Genomic DNA, 15375 nt, shown 5'->3' with positions numbered 1-15375 from the left:
TCGAGGCGACTCGAGGTCAAGTGTCTTCGCCCCTCGGGTGACCGATCAACCGATTTTCCGTGGGCGTCGCCGTCAGCGTGCGGGTCCGGATTCGAGAACGATGTCGGCGGAACGCCTTTCACCGTTCTCGGTGGTCCACTCGATCGACACGACGTCGCCGGGACGGTGACGGAGCAGACGTTCCTCGAGTTCCCCGGTCGACGAGACGCGCTCCCCGTCGAAGGACACCACGACGTCGCCGGCGTCGAGACCGGCGTGATAGGCGGGACTGTCGTAGGACACCCACAGCACCTCGGCCCCGAGATCCTGCCCGTCCTTGCGGGCGGTGGTGACGCTCGCGCCCAGCCGGGGCGTCGGGCCCACGTGCACCGACCCTTCGCTCACTCCCGTCCGCACCTGTTCGACGACGGTGATCGCCTCGGTGATGGGCACGGCGTACGCCTCGGGGGTCGTGTCGGGCGAGGTGTCGGTGTTCCGCTGCACCGCGCCCGCGGTGTTGATCCCCACGACCGTTCCGTACTCGTCGACGAGCGGCCCGCCGGAATCACCCGGCCGGATCGGGGCATCGGTGCGGATCATCCCGGTGAGGCGGTGACGTGAACCGTCCGTGGCGTCGCGCACCACCACGTTGCGGTCGAACTCGACGATGGTGCCGGGGGTCGCCACGACGACCCCACCGCCCTGGGAGTTGCCGAAGGCCGTGACCCGGCTCCCCACCGGCGGCAGGTCCTCGGCGATCGTGGCGGCCGGGAGGTCGCTCGCGGTGCCGAGGCGCAGGACGGCGAGATCGCGTTCGCGGTCGTAGCCGAGGACCTCCGCGTCGTAGATCAGGCCGTCCGCACCGCTGACCGCGCTGATGTCGGTGGCTCCGCTCACCACATGATGGTTCGTGACGACCGTGCCGTCGGGGGTGATCACGATCCCGGTGCCCGTCATGCCCGTCCATCCCGCGCTCGCGTCGATCGTCACGACGACCGGCAGGGTGCGCGCGGTGAGTTCGTCGGCGGTCAACGGCGTCGGGGGAGGAGCGACCGGCGCCGGCGGTGGGGGAGGGAGCATGACGTCGACCAGGGCCGGTGCCGATGCGACGAGGCTGGCGGTGGTCGCGAGCGCGACCAGCAGCACCGATCCGCCCCGCCCGCTCACTGCTGCGGCACCTCGCCGGTGAGATGGTCGAGCAGTTCCCGGGCCGCGGCGCGACCGGCGCGGTTCGCCCCGATCGTGGACGCCGACGGGCCGTAGCCGACGAGATGGATGCGCGGATCCTTCGCGACGCGGGTCGCGAGCCGGCCGTCCATCGTGATGCCGCCACCGGCATTGCGCAACGACAACGGCGCCAGGTGGTCGAGGGAACTCCGGAATCCGGTGCACCACAGGATGACATCGACGTCGAGTGTCCGGCCGTCGCTCCACCGCACGCCGGTCTCGGTGATCTCGGAGAACATCGGGGACCGCTCCAGCACGCCGCGTTCGCGCGCTGCCCGCAGCGCCGGGGTGAGCGGGAGCCCGGTGACGGAGACGACCGATCCGGGTGGCAGTCCGCGTCGTACCCGATCCTCCACGAGCGCGACGGCAGCGTGACCGCGCTCGGCAGTGAAAGGCTCCTCGCTCCAGGCAGGTTCGCGTCGCGTCACCCAGGTGGTCTCGGTGACGCGGGAGATCTCGTCCAGGAGTTGGACCGCGGAGATGCCGCCACCGACGACGAGTACGTGCTGCCCGGTGAAGTCCTCGGCCGTTCGATAGTCCTTGGTGTGCAGTTGGCGTCCGGTGAAGCGTGCAGCGCCGGGATACCACGGGACGAAGGGGCGCTCCCAGGTGCCGGTCGCGTTGATGATGCCGCGTGCCGCGTAGACGGCCGATTCGGTCTCGACGCGCAGTCGCTCGCCGCGGTCGCACACGACCCGCACGGTGGTGGGGCGGTGGACGGGAAGGTCGAACTCCTTCTCGTAGGCGGCGTAGTACTGCGGTACCGCAGAGGCCGCCGGAACCTCACCCGCGGAGGTGTCGACGACGTCCGCGAACGCGAGGCCGGGCAGGTCGTGGACGCCGTTGACGGTGCTCAGTGTCAATGACGGCCAGCGGTCCTGCCATGCGCCGCCGGGGCCGAACGAGCGGTCGAGGACGACGAATCCGGTCTCGGGTGCGACTCCGAAGCGGGTGAGGAAGTAGGCGGTCGACAGACCGGCCTGCCCGGCTCCGATCACGACGATGTCGACCGGCGTCGCATCGGCGGTCTGTATCTCGGCCGCATCGAGTGCCTCGTCGGCGAGCATCGCGAGCCTCCCTCTCGGATCGTTGTCCTTCATCATGCCGCGATCGCGGCCGATGCGCGGAAGGAACGCTGTCCGCAGCCGTAGAAATGTGATATCACTTTAATATCGCTTTGACTCTGGGAGGTAGGAACATGGATGTCGTGCAATCGCCCGTGACCGTCGAGCGGCCGGGCGGCTCGTCCAACGGCTGGTCGGTGCTGATCGCCGCCCTGGTCGTGATCGCCGTCGGCGCCGGTCTGATCGGCTGGGGAGCGGTGGATGTCACCGTCCCGCTGATCGTCGCCGGTGGCGTCATCGTCGTGCTTGCCCTCGTGGCACTCGCCGGACTCGTCCTCGTCGAACCGAACGAGGCCCGCGTCCTCCAGCTCCTCGGCAGCTCGTACACCGGCACCCTGCGCGAACCCGGTCTGCGCTGGATGAACCCGCTCAACACCCGCCGCAAGATCTCCACCCGCATCCGCAACCACGAGACGGGCAGAGCCAAGGTCAACGATGCCGACGGCAACCCCATCGAGATCTCGGCGGTCATCGTGTGGCAGGTCGAGGACACCGCGCGCGCCGTCTTCGACGTCGACGACTTCGAGGAGTTCGTCGCCGTCCAGACCGAGGCCGCGGTCCGCCACATCGCCGGTTCGTACCCGTACGACGCTGCGCCGGAAGTGATGTCGCTGCGTCAGAACGCCGACGAGATCACCACCAAGCTCTCGGCCGAGGTCCACGACCGCGTGCAGTCCGCCGGTATCCGCGTCATCGAGACCCGCATCAACCAGCTCGCCTACGCACCCGAGATCGCCCAGGCGATGCTGCGACGTCAGCAGGCCGGCGCCGTGATCGCCGCCCGCGAGCAGATCGTCAAAGGTGCCGTCTCGATGGTCGGCACCGCCCTGGCCCGCCTCGAGGCCGAGCACACCGTCGAACTCGACGAGGAACGCAAGGCCGCGATGGTCTCGAATCTCCTCGTCGTGTTGTGTGGAGACCAGAGTGCTCAGCCCGTCCTCAACACGGGATCGCTGTACCAGTAGGGATCATGCGGCATGGCCGAACGTAAGAAGGTGCTGCTGCGCCTCGACCCGGCAGTCCACGACGCGCTCGCGCGGTGGGCTGCCGACGAGTTGCGCAGCACCAACGCCCAGATCGAGTTCCTGCTCCGGCGGGCCCTCACCGAGGCCGGGCGGATGCCGCGCGAGGTGGGGCGCATACGCGGACCGGGCCGTCCGCGAGCCGATGCCGACGACGAGGAGTGAACAGAGATGGCCGGCACGGCACGACGGGGAGGCGCCACCGACGAGACGGGTCGCTACGCGGTGCTCTATCCCGCGATTGTCGAGGCGGCCCATCGCGTAGGCGCGACCGCGATCGGTCTGATCGACGTGGGACGCCCCGCGGCGCTGAACCTGTGCGTCGACCGCGTGGGTATCACCTACAGCGACGGGGTGCTCCTGGGCGACCCGGATTCTCTTGTGCAGGAGAGCTGTTCGATCGTCCACGGCGGGTCGGTTCCCGACCGTGCGATGCCTCCGGTGGTCGCGCGCGTCGCTGTGACGCGCCACCGCCCCGACGTCGAGGACGCCCTGCTCGCCGAGGACCCACCCGTCCGGTTCTGCGGTGACGTCGTGGAGCTGCTGCACGAGGCGATCGCGGCGGTACCCGAGGATGCCCTGCCGGTCGTGACGACCACCTGGGCTCTGTCGCGTCTGGCGATTCCGCGGCGCCCGTCGTTCGTCGACCGCCTTCGCGAGGCGGCCACGGGACGAACGGTCGCATGGGTGTCGGCCGAGGGTGTGGGTGTCGCGCCGTCGGTCCCGACGCTCGGTGATCGTCCGGCCTCCGGCCACAGCATCGTCGGCATCGCGCTGTACGAGGGCGCCGAGCATCGGGTGGATGCGGTGGCGCGCTGCTGGTCGCGGGGCCGGATTCTCGACTGGTTTCACTGATCAGGCGATCAGGGCGTAGGTGAGTCCGGCGGCGAGTGCACCGGCGACCGCCCCCACGACGACCTGCCCGCGGGTGTGGTCTCCGAGATGCACACGCGACCAGCCGACGGCGGCGGTGAACACCAGTCCCAGAAGCCACCACGGCGAGAGAGCCAGTGCCAGAACCGCACTCACACCGGCTCCGACGCCGGTGTGCACGCTGACCTTCCAGTGCGCCAGGCTCGTGATGATCCCGGCGACACCGAGGGCGGCGACACCGGCCGAGGTGAACGCGATCGTCTCGATCGGAGCCCGGGCGACGATCTGGACCACCAGTCCGGCGACCACCACGCCAAGGATGGCGACGATCAGCGCGTGCCGCTCGTCGATCCGGGTGACGTGATGGTCGCCGATCCGGGCGCGTCGCATCCCGGTGAGGATGAGCCCCATCGGGATCACCCCGGCGATCATCGCGACGAAGACGCCCCAGCCCGGGGCGCCGACACCGATGCCGAAGACCACCGACCCGACGATGTTGATCACCCAGGGCGCCCCGACCTCCGTGAGGACGCGAGCGGTGACGTCGACTGCGCTGCGAGTGTCCCGCACGACCTGATCCGGCATCAGGCGGCGAAGGTCGGTAGCAGGGTTCGCGTGATGCGAGCGGGCCAGTCCTCGTCCACCTCGCCGCGGCGCGCCTGCTCGGCGAAGTAGGCTCCGACCACGCAGTCCAGGAAGGTCTCCACATCGAGATCGGCGCAGACGGTTCCGTCGTCGCAGTGGCGTCGGATGGCCTCGGCGAGCATCTGCCGATGGCGCATCAACAGAGATCGCATCAGCTCGGTGAACCACGGTTCCTGTTCGGTGACGAGCGCCGCGAGCCCACCGAGCCCGATGCCCTCGTCGACGGAGAGGCGGGACTGCTCCACCACCCACCGCAGGAGCTCTTCGGCCGTGGCCTCCGGTTCCGGGGGTGCCGGTCGGGTGAGGGGTTCCATCACCGCCTTCAGCATCTCGCTGCGATCTCGGTACCTGCGGTAGATCGTCGTCCGGGCCATGCCGGCGACGTTCGCGACCGCTTCGATCGTGACGGCCTTCGGCCCTTTCGTGCGCAGCAGCAGGAGCACGGTGTCGGCGATCCGCTGTTCGGGTGAGGGTGTCGTCGCGGCGTCCATCGCCTTCGGCCTCTTCTGTCGGGTGTCGGGTCGGCCGCTCCATCGAAGCATGGCATTCGAATCGGAACGTCGATACAGTGTCTGTAGCTACACTACATGTAGCGTTTCGCTGTCAGGAGGTTTCGGAATGTCCGTTCACGCGTCCTGGGCAGGACGAATCGCGTTGCTTCTCGGTCTGCTCACCGTGTCGTCGTCGTTCTGGGTCGAGACCACCGAGCCCGGGCGCGGCGCCACCCTCGGTCTGGGGGCTCTGGCGAGCATCTTCGCGCTGTGGTCGTTGGTCGCGCGCGATCCCACGAAGGATCACTGGGCTCTGTCGGTGGTGGGTCTGGCGATGCTCGTCTCACCGTGGGTCGGCCGGTTCGCAGGCGACGGCGCCGCCTGGATCGCGTGGGTCTCCGGTGCGTCGATCATGATTCTCGGTGCCATCGCGTATCTCTCGGACGAGGCCGACAACGTGACCGAAGAGGTCGAGCGGTGGGAACGTGAGAGCTACGCGCCGACCGGCCGCGCCTGACGGTCCGGCGCCTCACCCACACGCGCGGGGCAGGTGGAATGATGCGGGGTGTTCGGTGACGAAGGGATGGGGCGACACATGATCGGGATCAGCCGCGACGGCGACGTCGTGACCGTGGAACTGCAACGCGAGGAACGCAGGAACGCGCTCAACACGCAGTTGTGCGTGGAGATCCGCGAAGCCGTGGACAAGGCCGTGGCCGACGACGCGCGCGCAATGGTGATCACCGGGCGGGGCTCGAGCTTCTGCGCCGGTGCCGATCTGTCCGGCGACGTCTACGCCGAAGGGTTCACCGACAGCCTCGCCGAGATGTTGCGCACCATCGTCGAGGCCCCCATCCCGGTGATCGCGGCCGTCAACGGCCCCGCCATCGGTGCCGGCACCCAGCTGACGCTCGCGTCGGACCTGCGAGTCGTGGCGCCCACCGCGCGTTTCTCGGTTCCTGCTGCGCGCCTGGGTATTTCGGTGGACCGCTGGACGGTCCGCCGTCTCGCCTCGCTCATCGGCGGCGGTCCGGCACGCACGGTCTTCCTCGCCGCCGAACCCGTGCACGCCGAGGAGGCCCTCGCGCGTGGGCTCGCCAACCGCATCGGCGATCTAGCCGACGCCCAGGCCTGGGCGCACGAGATCGCGAAGCTCGCGCCGCTGTCGCTGAACGCGATGAAGCTGTTCCTCAACGACGACGGCACCCGCGACGAGGCCACACCCGAGCAGACCGCCGCACTCGCCGCAGCGTGGCTCAGTGAGGACGCCCAGGAGGCCAGGCTCGCTCGTTCCGAGCGCCGCGACCCGATCTTCCGCGGACGATGAACGTCCGGTCCGCGGTCTCGGCCGTGCTCGCCGGGGCGGGCACGCTGTGGGTGGCGCGCGCCGTGAACGGCCTGCCCGGTTCCATCGGCGCCTCGGTCTCCGACATCCGTCCCTACGCCGCCGCGTCGCCCCGTTACCGCGACGGTCGTTTCCACAACACCGACCCGGCGTCCGTGCTCGGACCCGAGGCAGCGGGCGGTTTCGCGAAGGACCTGATCACCCGCGGATCGCGGGGCAGACCTCGCGCCGACGTGCCGTTGTCGACCTATCTCGCGCCGGTCGACGCGGCGGAACTCGCCGTGACGTGGTTCGGTCACTCGACCGCCCTCGTGGAGGTCGACGGCTACCGGGTGCTGTGCGACCCGGTGTGGAGCGAGCGTGTGTCGCCGTCACCGACCGTCGGCCCGGCGCGTCTGCATCCGGTGCCCGTCGAACTGCAGACCCTGCCGCGCCTCGACGCGGTGGTGATCTCGCACGACCACTACGACCATCTCGACCGGTTCACGGTCGAGACCCTCGCCGTGCTGCAGCCGGCCGTCCGGTTCGTCGTGCCGCTCGGGGTGGGCGCGCACCTGCGCCGCTGGCGGATCGCCGAGGAACGCATCGTCGAACTCGACTGGGACGAGCACGTCGAGGTGGACGGCCTGCGCATCACGTGCACCGAGGCCCGGCACTTCTCCGGTCGTGGCCTGCAGCGCAACATCACGTTGTGGGCGTCGTGGGTGTTCACCGGCCCGACACGCCGGGTGTTCTTCGGCGGCGACAGCGGGTACACCCCGCGCTTCGCGGACGTCGGCGAGGCGTACGGCCCGTTCGACCTGACGTTGCTGCCCGTCGGCGCCTACGACAGGCGATGGCCCGACGTGCACATGAACCCCGAGGAGGCGGTCCGCACGCATCTCGACCTCGGTGGCGTCGACCGTCGTGACAGTCTGCTGGTCCCCGTGCACTGGGGAACCTTCGACCTGGCCTTCCACGCCTGGTCGGAGCCGATCACCCGGTTGTTGCCCGCCGCGCGGGAGTCGGAGGTGATCACGGCGGTGCCGATGCCGGGTCAGCGGATCGACGTCTCGAAGTCCGATGCATCGAAGCCCGTCGCACTCGATCCCTGGTGGCTCGCGTCGAGCTGATCCACCCGCCACGACACCGGCTGTTCGCTTTCGTGCCCTAATCTGGTTCGTCATGGCAGTAGAAGAGCCCACGACGGTGGTGGGAACGGGCGAGGCTCCGGTCCTCGCACCCGACCACGCAGCCACCGGGCTGTCCACCGAGCAGGTCGCCGAGCGTGTGGCACGTGGCCTCGCCAACGATGTCCCCGACCGCGCGTCCCGATCGGTCAAGGACATCGTCCGGGCCAACGTGTTCACCCGGATCAACGCGATCCTCGGGGTGCTGCTGCTGATCGTGCTGGCCACCGGCTCGATCATCGACGGCATGTTCGGTCTGCTGATCATCGCGAACAGCGGCATCGGCATCATCCAGGAGGTGCGTGCCAAGCGCACCCTCGACAAGCTGGCCATCGTCAGCCAGACGAAACCCGTCGTGCGCCGGGACGGCGTCGCCGCACCGATCGCTCCGCGCGAGGTGGTCCTCGACGACATCATCGAGCTCGGCCCCGGCGACCAGCTGGTCGTCGACGGCGAGGTGGTCGAGGCCCAGGGTCTCGAACTGGACGAGTCGCTGCTGACAGGCGAGTCGGATCCCGTGCACAAGGTGCCCGGTTCGACGGTGATGTCGGGCAGCTTCGTCGCCTCCGGATCCGGCTCCTACCGTGCGACGAAGGTCGGCCGCGACGCCTACGCGGCGCGACTCGCGGAAGAGGCGAGCAAGTTCACGCTCGTGAAGTCGGAGCTGAACGCGGGCATCAACAAGATCCTGCGCTTCATCACCTACCTGATGATCCCCGCGGGTCTGCTCATCATCTACAACCAGCTCTTCTCCAGCGGCGAGTCGCTCGGCCCCGCACTGAGCGGCATGGTCGCCGCCCTCGTGCCGATGGTGCCCGAGGGCCTCGTGCTCATGACATCCATCGCGTTCGCGGTCGGTGTCGTCCGCCTCGGACGCCGCCAGTGCCTCGTGCAGGAGCTGCCGGCGATCGAAGGCCTCGCGCGCGTCGACGTGGTGTGTGCCGACAAGACCGGCACGCTCACCGAGAACGGCATGCGCCTGTCCGATCTCGAGGCCCTGGACGGAAGCAACCTCGACGAGGCCCGCGCCGCCCTGGCTTCGCTCGCCGCCGACGACCCGCGTCCGAACGCCAGCGTCCTCGCGATCGCCGAGGCGTTCCCCACCGCCCCCGGCTGGGGTGAGCCCACGGCGGTCGCGCCGTTCTCGTCGGCGAAGAAGTGGAGCGGCCAGTCGTACGGCACCCACGGCAACTGGCTGCTCGGCGCACCCGACGTGCTGCTCGACCCCGGCACCGAGGCGGCGCGACGCGCCGAGGAACTCGGCTCGAGCGGCCTGCGGGTGCTGCTCCTCGCGCGCAGCGACCGCCCGGTCGACGACGAACTCGCACCCGGCACGGTCACGCCCGCCGCGCTCGTCGTCCTCGAACAGCGGGTGCGCCCGGACGCGAAGCCGACCCTCGAGTACTTCGCCGGCCAGCAGGTCGACGTCAAGGTCATCTCCGGCGACAACGCGATCGCCGTCGGTGCGGTCGCCTCGTCCCTCGGCCTGCCGGGCAGCGCGTCTCCCATCGACGCGCGCTCCCTGCCGGAAGGCGACAACGAACTCGCCGACGTCGTCGAAGGCTCGACGACCTTCGGCCGGGTCCGTCCCGATCAGAAGCGCGCGATGGTCGGCGCGCTGCAGTCGCGCGGTCACACCGTCGCGATGACCGGCGACGGCGTCAACGACGTGCTCGCCCTCAAGGACGCCGACATCGGAGTCGCGATGGGGTCGGGCAGTCCCGCCACCCGCGCGGTCGCACAGATCGTCCTTCTCGACAACAAGTTCGCGACGCTGCCCTACGTGGTGGCCGAGGGTCGCCGGGTCATCGGCAACATCGAACGCGTCTCCAACCTGTTCCTCACCAAGACGGTGTACTCGGTGCTGCTCGCCTTCCTGGTGGGCGTGTCGGGTGTGCTGTCGCAGGTGTTCGACTTCGAGCCGTTGCCCTATCCGTTCCTGCCCCGGCACGTGACGATCGCGGCGTGGTTCACCATCGGCATCCCCGCTTTCCTGTTGTCGCTGGCACCGAACAACGAGCGGGCACGCTCGGGTTTCGTCTCCCGTGTGATGCGACTGGCGATTCCGTCCGGTGTCGTCGTGGGTGTGGCGACCTTCGTCTGTTACGTGCTCGTCTACGGCGGCCCGGAGCAGACCGAGCAGCAGAAGATCCAGGCCGGGACCTCGGCCCTGATCACCCTGCTGATCATCGCGCTGTGGGTGCTCGCCGTGGTCGCCCGCCCGTACCAGTGGTGGAAGATCGTGCTGCTCGCCGGTTCGGTGCTCGGCTACGTGATCCTGTTCTCCGTGCCGTTCACCCGGGAGTTCTTCGCGCTCGATCCGTCGAACGTCGGGTACACGACGATCGCGGTGACGTGCGGGCTGATCGGAGTCGTCCTGGTCGAGGCCCTGTGGTGGGTGTCGGGGCGTCTGCACGGGGAGCGCCGTCGCCTGTTCGCCGCCCCCGACGATCTGCTGCCGGGCGTACACTGACCCGCAGCGCACGGATGGGTGCGCCCGAACCTCACGGCGATCCGACGAGGGAAGGACCGAACGATGGGTTTCATGGATTCGGTGAAGGGCCTTGTGAACAAGGGCAAGGACTACGCCTCGAAGAACCCCGACAAGGCCGACCAGTTCATCGAGAAGGCCGGCGACCAGGTGGACGGACGTACCGGCGGGAAGTACGCCCAGCACGTCGACAAAGCGCAGGACGCCGCCCGTCAGCACCTGGGTACCACCGACAATCCCGCACCGGGCGCGCAGCCCGGACCGGGCGGTGAGCCGGGTCCCGAGGGCGGTCCCGGACCGGAAGCGCAACCGGGTCCGCGTCAGCCCTGATCACGGCAGGTATGGCAGCACGGTTCACGGTAGGTGCGGCAGCACGGTTCACGGGAGGTGCGGCAGCACCGTGTCGCCGAAGGTGTCGATGAACGGGCGCTGATCCGGCCCCACATGGTGCAGATAGATCTCGTCGAAACCGAGTTCGGCGAATTCGCACAGGCGGTCGACGTGTTCGGCGGGATCGTCGGACACGATCACCGCGCCCTCGAGGTCGCCGTCGTCGAGTTCGGCGGCGTGGGACTCGAATTCCTCGGGCGTGGCCAGTTCTGCCATCAGTTCCGGCGGTAGGGCGTTCGTCGCCCACTGTTCCCGCGCGATCTCGCGGGCACGCTCCCGGGTGGGTGCCCAACTCAGATGGACCTGCAGCACGGTCCGTCCGCCTCCGCCACCGTCGCGGTAGGCGCCGAGGATCCGGCGCAGGTCGTCGAGCGGGGCGTTCACGGTGACGAGACCGTCGACCCGGTCGGCGAAACGACCGGCCGTCTCGGGAGTCAGTGCGGGAAGCAGAATTTCGGGAGGAGTCTCCGGCCGGTCCCAGACCTGTCCGCGGTCGACCTTCACCGCGCCGTCGTGGTCGACGACTTCGCCTGCGTGCAGGCGTCGCACGATGTCGAGGTTCTCGCCGAGCAGTTGCTGCCGTTCCTCCTTGGGCTGCCAGGCAACTCCGGACATGCGTTCGTTGCAGTGCTCACCGCTGCCGAGTGCGAACCAGAAGCGGTGCGGGAACATCGATGCCAGAGTGGCGGTGGCCTGGGCGGTGACGACGGGGTGGTAGCGGAAGCCGGTCGCGGTGACGACACCGAAACGTAGGTCGGTGGTGGCCAGGGCCGCTCCGAGCCACGACCACGCGAACCCCGAGTGTCCCTGGCGGTGCGACCACGGTTCGATGTGGTCCGAGCACATGGCCGCCCCGAAGCCGGCCGCTTCGGCGAGCCGGACGTCCTCGAGCAGGCGGGATGGGGACGCCTGTTCGTGTGAGGCGTGAAAACCTATCAGCGTCATACCTGTCCGCTCCTTCGGTCGATCGGCGATCAGTACTTCTCGATGAGTGTCAGTGCAGCCGTCATGAGCGCGAGATGGCTCAGACCCTGGGGGAGATTGCCGAGGAAGGTGCCGTCCTCGGCGATCATCTCCGAGTACAGGCCCACGTCGTTGGCGAGCGGCACGAGTTCGCCCATCAGTTCGGTGGCCTCGTCGGTCCGTCCCGTCTCGGCCAGTGCCGCGACCATCCAGAACGCGCAGGCGACGAACGTCCCTTCCTCCTTGTCGGCGCCGCTGAACCGGTAGAGCAGCGGCCCGCGACCGAGTTCCCGTCGCAGGGCGTCGCAGGTGGCCTGCATGCGCGGACCCCGGTCGTATCCGCCGACGGCTCCGAGCAGGACGGACGCGTCGAGCCGATCGGTGCCGGGATAAGCGGTGTAGCAACCGAGTTCGTCCGACCAGCAGTTCTCCTCGATCCAGTCGCGGATGAGATCGCGTTCGCGGCGCCAGCGATCCGCCGTCCCCGGGATCTGCCCGACCTCGGCGAGGTGGACGGCGCGGTCGAGTGCGTGCCAGCAGCTCATCTTCGAGTTCGTGTAGTGCTCGCGTTCGAGCAGTTCCCAGATGCCGTGATCGGCCTGCTGCCAGACATCGCAGGTGTGGTCGGCGATGCGGGCGAGCAGACGCGCGGTCGCGATGTCGAGCACGTAACCCTCACTGCTGTAGAGGGTCACGATCTCGAACAGGTCGCCGTAGATCCCGAGCTGCAATTGCCCTGCGGCCCTGTTCCCCTCGACCACCGGGCCGATACCGCGCCAACCCGGAACATCCAGTCGCCGTTCGTCGTCGGGCGTTCCGCCGTCGAGCCGGGTGAACACCTCCGCATCGGCGCCCTGATCGCGCACCACGCGGAGCAACCAGCTCATCGCGGCGTGCACCTCCTCGCGATCGCCGAGACGGATCAGCGCGTGCAGGGTGTAAGCGGCGTCGCGCACCCAGGCGAAACGGTAGTCCCAGTTCTTCTCGCCGTCCGGGCTTTCCGGAACCGACGTCGTCGCCGCTGCGGCGATTGCGCCCGATCGGTTCTGCAACAGTTTCAGTGCGAGCGCGCTCCGGATCACCGCGTCGGCCCACGGCCCGTCGTAGTGCAGGAGCGACGACCATTGCTTCCACCGGTCGACGGTGCGGTCGATGTTGGCGTCGATCGCGCCGGCGTCGGGCAACGGCAGGGGTTCGTTCTCCGTCGACAGCACGGCGATGAGGTGCCGGGATCCGGCCGAGGTGGTGAAGCGGCCACCGATCGAGCGGTGCTCGACCACCGGTTCACCCGTGCCGGACGTGCGCACCCCGATGCTCACGGTCCCCACCCGCAGGACGGGGCCGTGTTCGGTCCGGTCGCACCAGGGCTGGTACCGGCCCAGTCCGGTGCCGGGGGCGACCGTCCAGCGCATCGCGACCTCGCCGTCCAGGCCCTCGACGCGGCGGGCGAGCTCACCCCAGGGCAACCGCCCGGCGACACCCGTGTCGATCGAATCGGTCACCCGTGCCCGCCCCTGTGCGGTGGTGAAGACGGTGCTCAGAACGTTCGTGCCCGGCACGTATGCGCGTTCGACGGTGAACTCGTCGACCGGACGCAGTTCGACGGAACCGCCCGTCGATGCGTCGAGCAGTCGTGCGAAGACCGGATGCGAGTCGAGGTGCGGTACCGGATACCAGTCCACCGACCCGTCCTCGGCGACGAGGGCGACGGTGTCGCCGTCGCCCAGTGCGGCATAGGTGCGCAGGTCCGCATAGCCGTCGTCGTCGCGGGATGGGATCACACGCACTCCTCGCTGGGCCGGGTACACGGCGGTCGATCGATTGCATACCCGTGCCGGGTCCGTACAAACGACCTGCACGTTCGCGACGGTCGGCCGCCGGCTGTGTCACCATCACACCGTGAACCGGACGCGTGGCACGGTGCCGTCGCGATGAACGGCGCGTGGATCCTGCTGGTCGTCATCGCCGGGATCGCGGTGACCGCCGTCGCGTCGCGCCGCGACCTGCAGGCCCCACTCGTGCTCGTCACCGTCGGCGCACTGGTGTCGTTCGCGCCGGGTCTGCCGCGGCTCGAACTGGATCCGGACGTCATCCTCGGGGTCGTCCTGCCGCCGCTGCTGTATTCGTCGGCCCTGCGGTTCTCGGTTCCCACCTTCCGGCAGTACCTGCCGTCGATCCTGCGGCTCGGCATCTACGCCGTGCTCGTCACGGCGTTCGTCGTGGCGTGGACCGCATCCGCGATGATGGTGACGCTGACCTTCGGTGCGGCGCTCGCTCTCGGCGCGGTCGTCGCACCGACGGACGCGGTCAGTGCTGTCGCCGTGGGACAGCGACTCGGACTACCGAAACGGGTCATCGCGGTGCTGACCGGGGAAGGTCTGGTCAACGACGCCACCGCCCTGACCCTGTTCACCGTGGCGATCTCGGCCGTCACCGGCACGCACATCCTCGCCGACTCGCCGTTCCTGTTCTTCCTCTACGAGGTGGCGGGTGGGATCGCCGTGGGTCTGGTGCTCGCGTACGCCGTCCACCTGATCCGCGCCCGGATGTACGACTCGCCGCTCGAGACCGTGCTCGGGCTGGTGTTGCCGTTCGCGGCCTATCTCGCTGCCGAGGAGATCCACGCCTCGGGAGTGCTCGCCGTCGTCGCCGCCGGACTGTTCATCGGGCACCGGGCCACCGAGGTCTCGGTGAGCACGCGACTGCAGGAACGCGCGGTGTGGAAGAGCGTCGACGTGGTGCTCGAGACGTTCGTCTTCGCCTACATGGGCCTGCAGTTGCGGTTCGTCCTCGACGAGGTCCGCGACAGCGGCGCCGATCTGCGCCTCGCGCTGCTCGGTGCGGTGATGATCCTGCTCGTCGTCATGATCGTGCGACCCGCGTGGGGTCTGCTGCACTGGGGGCGGCGCGCGCTCGTGCGACGCGCCGGATCCGAACGACTCGGCCGCGACCAGCTGAACTTCCGGGAACACGTCGTGGTGTCGTGGGCGGGCATGCGCGGCGTCGTCACCCTCGCCGCGGCCGGTGGGGTGCCCGTGGCGATCGCGTCGGGTGCTCCCTTCCCCGGCCGCGAGATGATCCAGATCTCCGCGCTGGTCGTCGCCATCGGCACACTCCTCATCCAGGGCGCGACGATGCCGTGGCTCATCCGCCGACTCGACGTCACCGACCCCTACGAGCGGCTGCGCACCGAGGAACAGATGGCGGTGGCCCGCAGGATCTCGGCGGAGTCCAGCGACCGTGTGCTCACCGAACTCGCCGCACAGCCGCCCGACGGTGTGGATCCGGAGATTTACGACAGGCTGCTGGCCAAAGCACGCACGTCGCTCCGGTCGCGGCAGGAGGCAGAGACCGTCGAGGACGCGGCTGCAGACGCGGGCGCGCGACTTGCCGCGCTGTTCGACGACATCCGGCGAGCGTCCCTGCGGGCGCGACGACAGGATCTCATCGACGCACGTGATCGTGGGGAACTCGACGACGAGATTCTCCGCGACGTGCTGGAGAGTCTCGATGTCGACGAGGCAGCCGTCGAGGAACGCATCCGCCGCCGTCGGGACGGCAGTGCACAACAGTAGGACGGCAGTGCACAACAGTAGGACGGCAGTGCACAACAGTAGGACGGCAGTGCACACGGTAGGACGGCAGCGCGCAACGGT

15 protein-coding genes are annotated in these 15375 nt (G+C 69.1%); 9 read left to right on the top strand and 6 right to left on the bottom strand.

Annotated features, from left to right (window positions below; all coding sequences use genetic code 11):
• Positions 1-72 precede the first annotated feature (72 nt).
• Both ACPCXD_RS13725 and ACPCXD_RS13720 read right to left on the bottom strand, forming a co-directional pair.
• Positions 73-1146, bottom strand: a complete 1074-nt coding sequence (locus tag ACPCXD_RS13725) for a S1C family serine protease (protein WP_145693450.1) — start codon at positions 1144-1146, stop codon at positions 73-75.
• Positions 1143-2273, bottom strand: coding sequence for an NAD(P)-binding domain-containing protein (locus tag ACPCXD_RS13720; RefSeq protein WP_160873920.1), 1131 nt, complete (start codon positions 2271-2273; stop codon positions 1143-1145). Before ACPCXD_RS13720 ends, ACPCXD_RS13725 begins: the two co-directional genes overlap by 4 nt.
• Before the next feature lie 131 nt (positions 2274-2404).
• Here ACPCXD_RS13720 and ACPCXD_RS13715 point away from each other — a divergent pair, with 131 nt between their 5' ends.
• The 3 genes from ACPCXD_RS13715 to ACPCXD_RS13705 are packed head-to-tail and all read left to right on the top strand — an operon-like array spanning position 2405 to position 4207.
• Positions 2405-3295 carry an SPFH domain-containing protein gene (locus tag ACPCXD_RS13715; RefSeq protein WP_160873804.1) on the top strand — a complete coding sequence of 297 codons (891 nt, stop codon included), beginning with the start codon at positions 2405-2407 and terminating at the stop codon, positions 3293-3295.
• A 12-nt stretch (positions 3296-3307) separates the two neighbouring features.
• The gene (locus ACPCXD_RS13710; RefSeq protein ID WP_060652022.1) at positions 3308-3517 is read left to right on the top strand and encodes a type II toxin-antitoxin system antitoxin; all 210 of its coding nucleotides are present in this window, start codon (positions 3308-3310) and stop codon (positions 3515-3517) included.
• 6 nt (positions 3518-3523) lie between these two features.
• Positions 3524-4207: a DUF2332 family protein gene (locus ACPCXD_RS13705; RefSeq protein WP_229567294.1), complete on the top strand. Its 684-nt coding sequence runs from the start codon at positions 3524-3526 to the stop codon at positions 4205-4207.
• Here the strand turns inward: ACPCXD_RS13705 and ACPCXD_RS13700 are convergent, their stop codons facing one another.
• Together ACPCXD_RS13700 and ACPCXD_RS13695 are read right to left on the bottom strand one after the other, a co-directional pair.
• Positions 4208-4795: a hypothetical protein gene (locus ACPCXD_RS13700; protein ID WP_229567296.1), complete on the bottom strand. Its 588-nt coding sequence runs from the start codon at positions 4793-4795 to the stop codon at positions 4208-4210. It lies immediately after the preceding gene.
• A gap of 14 nt (positions 4796-4809) precedes the next feature.
• Complete coding sequence (locus ACPCXD_RS13695) at positions 4810-5412, bottom strand: TetR/AcrR family transcriptional regulator (RefSeq protein WP_423659949.1); 603 nt, start codon at positions 5410-5412, stop codon at positions 4810-4812.
• 76 nt (positions 5413-5488) lie between these two features.
• Here ACPCXD_RS13695 and ACPCXD_RS13690 point away from each other — a divergent pair, with 76 nt between their 5' ends.
• The 5 genes from ACPCXD_RS13690 to ACPCXD_RS13670 all read left to right on the top strand — a co-directional run bounded on the left by ACPCXD_RS13690 (position 5489) and on the right by ACPCXD_RS13670 (position 10696).
• On the top strand, positions 5489-5878 hold the full coding sequence (locus ACPCXD_RS13690; protein ID WP_160873807.1) for an SPW repeat domain-containing protein: 390 nt from the start codon (positions 5489-5491) through the stop codon (positions 5876-5878).
• A 78-nt stretch (positions 5879-5956) separates the two neighbouring features.
• Complete coding sequence (locus ACPCXD_RS13685) at positions 5957-6688, top strand: enoyl-CoA hydratase (RefSeq protein WP_160873808.1); 732 nt, start codon at positions 5957-5959, stop codon at positions 6686-6688.
• On the top strand, positions 6685-7818 hold the full coding sequence (locus ACPCXD_RS13680; protein WP_160873809.1) for an MBL fold metallo-hydrolase: 1134 nt from the start codon (positions 6685-6687) through the stop codon (positions 7816-7818). The genes ACPCXD_RS13685 and ACPCXD_RS13680 overlap by 4 nt, the downstream gene beginning before the upstream one ends.
• A gap of 52 nt (positions 7819-7870) precedes the next feature.
• A complete protein-coding gene (locus ACPCXD_RS13675) occupies positions 7871-10348 on the top strand; it encodes an HAD-IC family P-type ATPase (RefSeq protein WP_229567298.1) in 2478 nt (825 codons plus the stop codon).
• Positions 10349-10411: 63 nt separating this feature from the next.
• Positions 10412-10696 (top strand): antitoxin, encoded by a 285-nt coding sequence (locus ACPCXD_RS13670; RefSeq protein ID WP_016694995.1) that lies wholly within the window; start codon positions 10412-10414, stop codon positions 10694-10696.
• A 48-nt stretch (positions 10697-10744) separates the two neighbouring features.
• Here the strand turns inward: ACPCXD_RS13670 and ACPCXD_RS13665 are convergent, their stop codons facing one another.
• Both ACPCXD_RS13665 and ACPCXD_RS13660 read right to left on the bottom strand, forming a co-directional pair.
• The gene (locus ACPCXD_RS13665) at positions 10745-11701 is read right to left on the bottom strand and encodes a TIGR03885 family FMN-dependent LLM class oxidoreductase (protein ID WP_229567301.1); all 957 of its coding nucleotides are present in this window, start codon (positions 11699-11701) and stop codon (positions 10745-10747) included.
• 29 nt (positions 11702-11730) lie between these two features.
• On the bottom strand, positions 11731-13500 hold the full coding sequence (locus ACPCXD_RS13660) for a glycoside hydrolase family 15 protein (protein WP_423659945.1): 1770 nt from the start codon (positions 13498-13500) through the stop codon (positions 11731-11733).
• Between the two features lie 150 nt (positions 13501-13650).
• On the opposite strand from ACPCXD_RS13660, the gene ACPCXD_RS13655 reads away from it, so the two are divergent.
• Positions 13651-15294, top strand: a complete 1644-nt coding sequence (locus ACPCXD_RS13655; RefSeq protein ID WP_160873812.1) for a Na+/H+ antiporter — start codon at positions 13651-13653, stop codon at positions 15292-15294.
• The last annotated feature ends 81 nt before the right edge of the window (positions 15295-15375 follow it).

Source organism: Rhodococcus sp. AB351 (genome assembly GCF_049538275.1).
GTDB lineage: Bacteria > Actinomycetota > Actinomycetes > Mycobacteriales > Mycobacteriaceae > Rhodococcus.
The sequence above is the reverse complement of the archived record's forward strand: the minus strand, read 5'-3'. Positions and strand labels throughout refer to the sequence as shown.

Bases quoted from the DNA above. Each gene is read 5' to 3' on its own strand.
- ACPCXD_RS13720 (WP_160873920.1), bottom strand. From the start codon at position 2,273: ATGCTCGCCGACGAGGCACTCGATGCGGCCGAGATACAGACCGCCGAT.
- ACPCXD_RS13715 (WP_160873804.1), top strand. From the start codon at position 2,405: ATGGATGTCGTGCAATCGCCCGTGACCGTCGAGCGGCCGGGCGGCTCG.
- ACPCXD_RS13710 (WP_060652022.1), top strand. From the start codon at position 3,308: ATGGCCGAACGTAAGAAGGTGCTGCTGCGCCTCGACCCGGCAGTCCAC.
- ACPCXD_RS13705 (WP_229567294.1), top strand. From the start codon at position 3,524: ATGGCCGGCACGGCACGACGGGGAGGCGCCACCGACGAGACGGGTCGC.
- ACPCXD_RS13695 (WP_423659949.1), bottom strand. From the start codon at position 5,412: ATGCTTCGATGGAGCGGCCGACCCGACACCCGACAGAAGAGGCCGAAG.
- ACPCXD_RS13690 (WP_160873807.1), top strand. From the start codon at position 5,489: ATGTCCGTTCACGCGTCCTGGGCAGGACGAATCGCGTTGCTTCTCGGT.
- ACPCXD_RS13685 (WP_160873808.1), top strand. From the start codon at position 5,957: ATGATCGGGATCAGCCGCGACGGCGACGTCGTGACCGTGGAACTGCAA.
- ACPCXD_RS13680 (WP_160873809.1), top strand. From the start codon at position 6,685: ATGAACGTCCGGTCCGCGGTCTCGGCCGTGCTCGCCGGGGCGGGCACG.
- ACPCXD_RS13675 (WP_229567298.1), top strand. From the start codon at position 7,871: ATGGCAGTAGAAGAGCCCACGACGGTGGTGGGAACGGGCGAGGCTCCG.
- ACPCXD_RS13670 (WP_016694995.1), top strand. From the start codon at position 10,412: ATGGGTTTCATGGATTCGGTGAAGGGCCTTGTGAACAAGGGCAAGGAC.
- ACPCXD_RS13665 (WP_229567301.1), bottom strand. From the start codon at position 11,701: ATGACGCTGATAGGTTTTCACGCCTCACACGAACAGGCGTCCCCATCC.
- ACPCXD_RS13655 (WP_160873812.1), top strand. From the start codon at position 13,651: ATGAACGGCGCGTGGATCCTGCTGGTCGTCATCGCCGGGATCGCGGTG.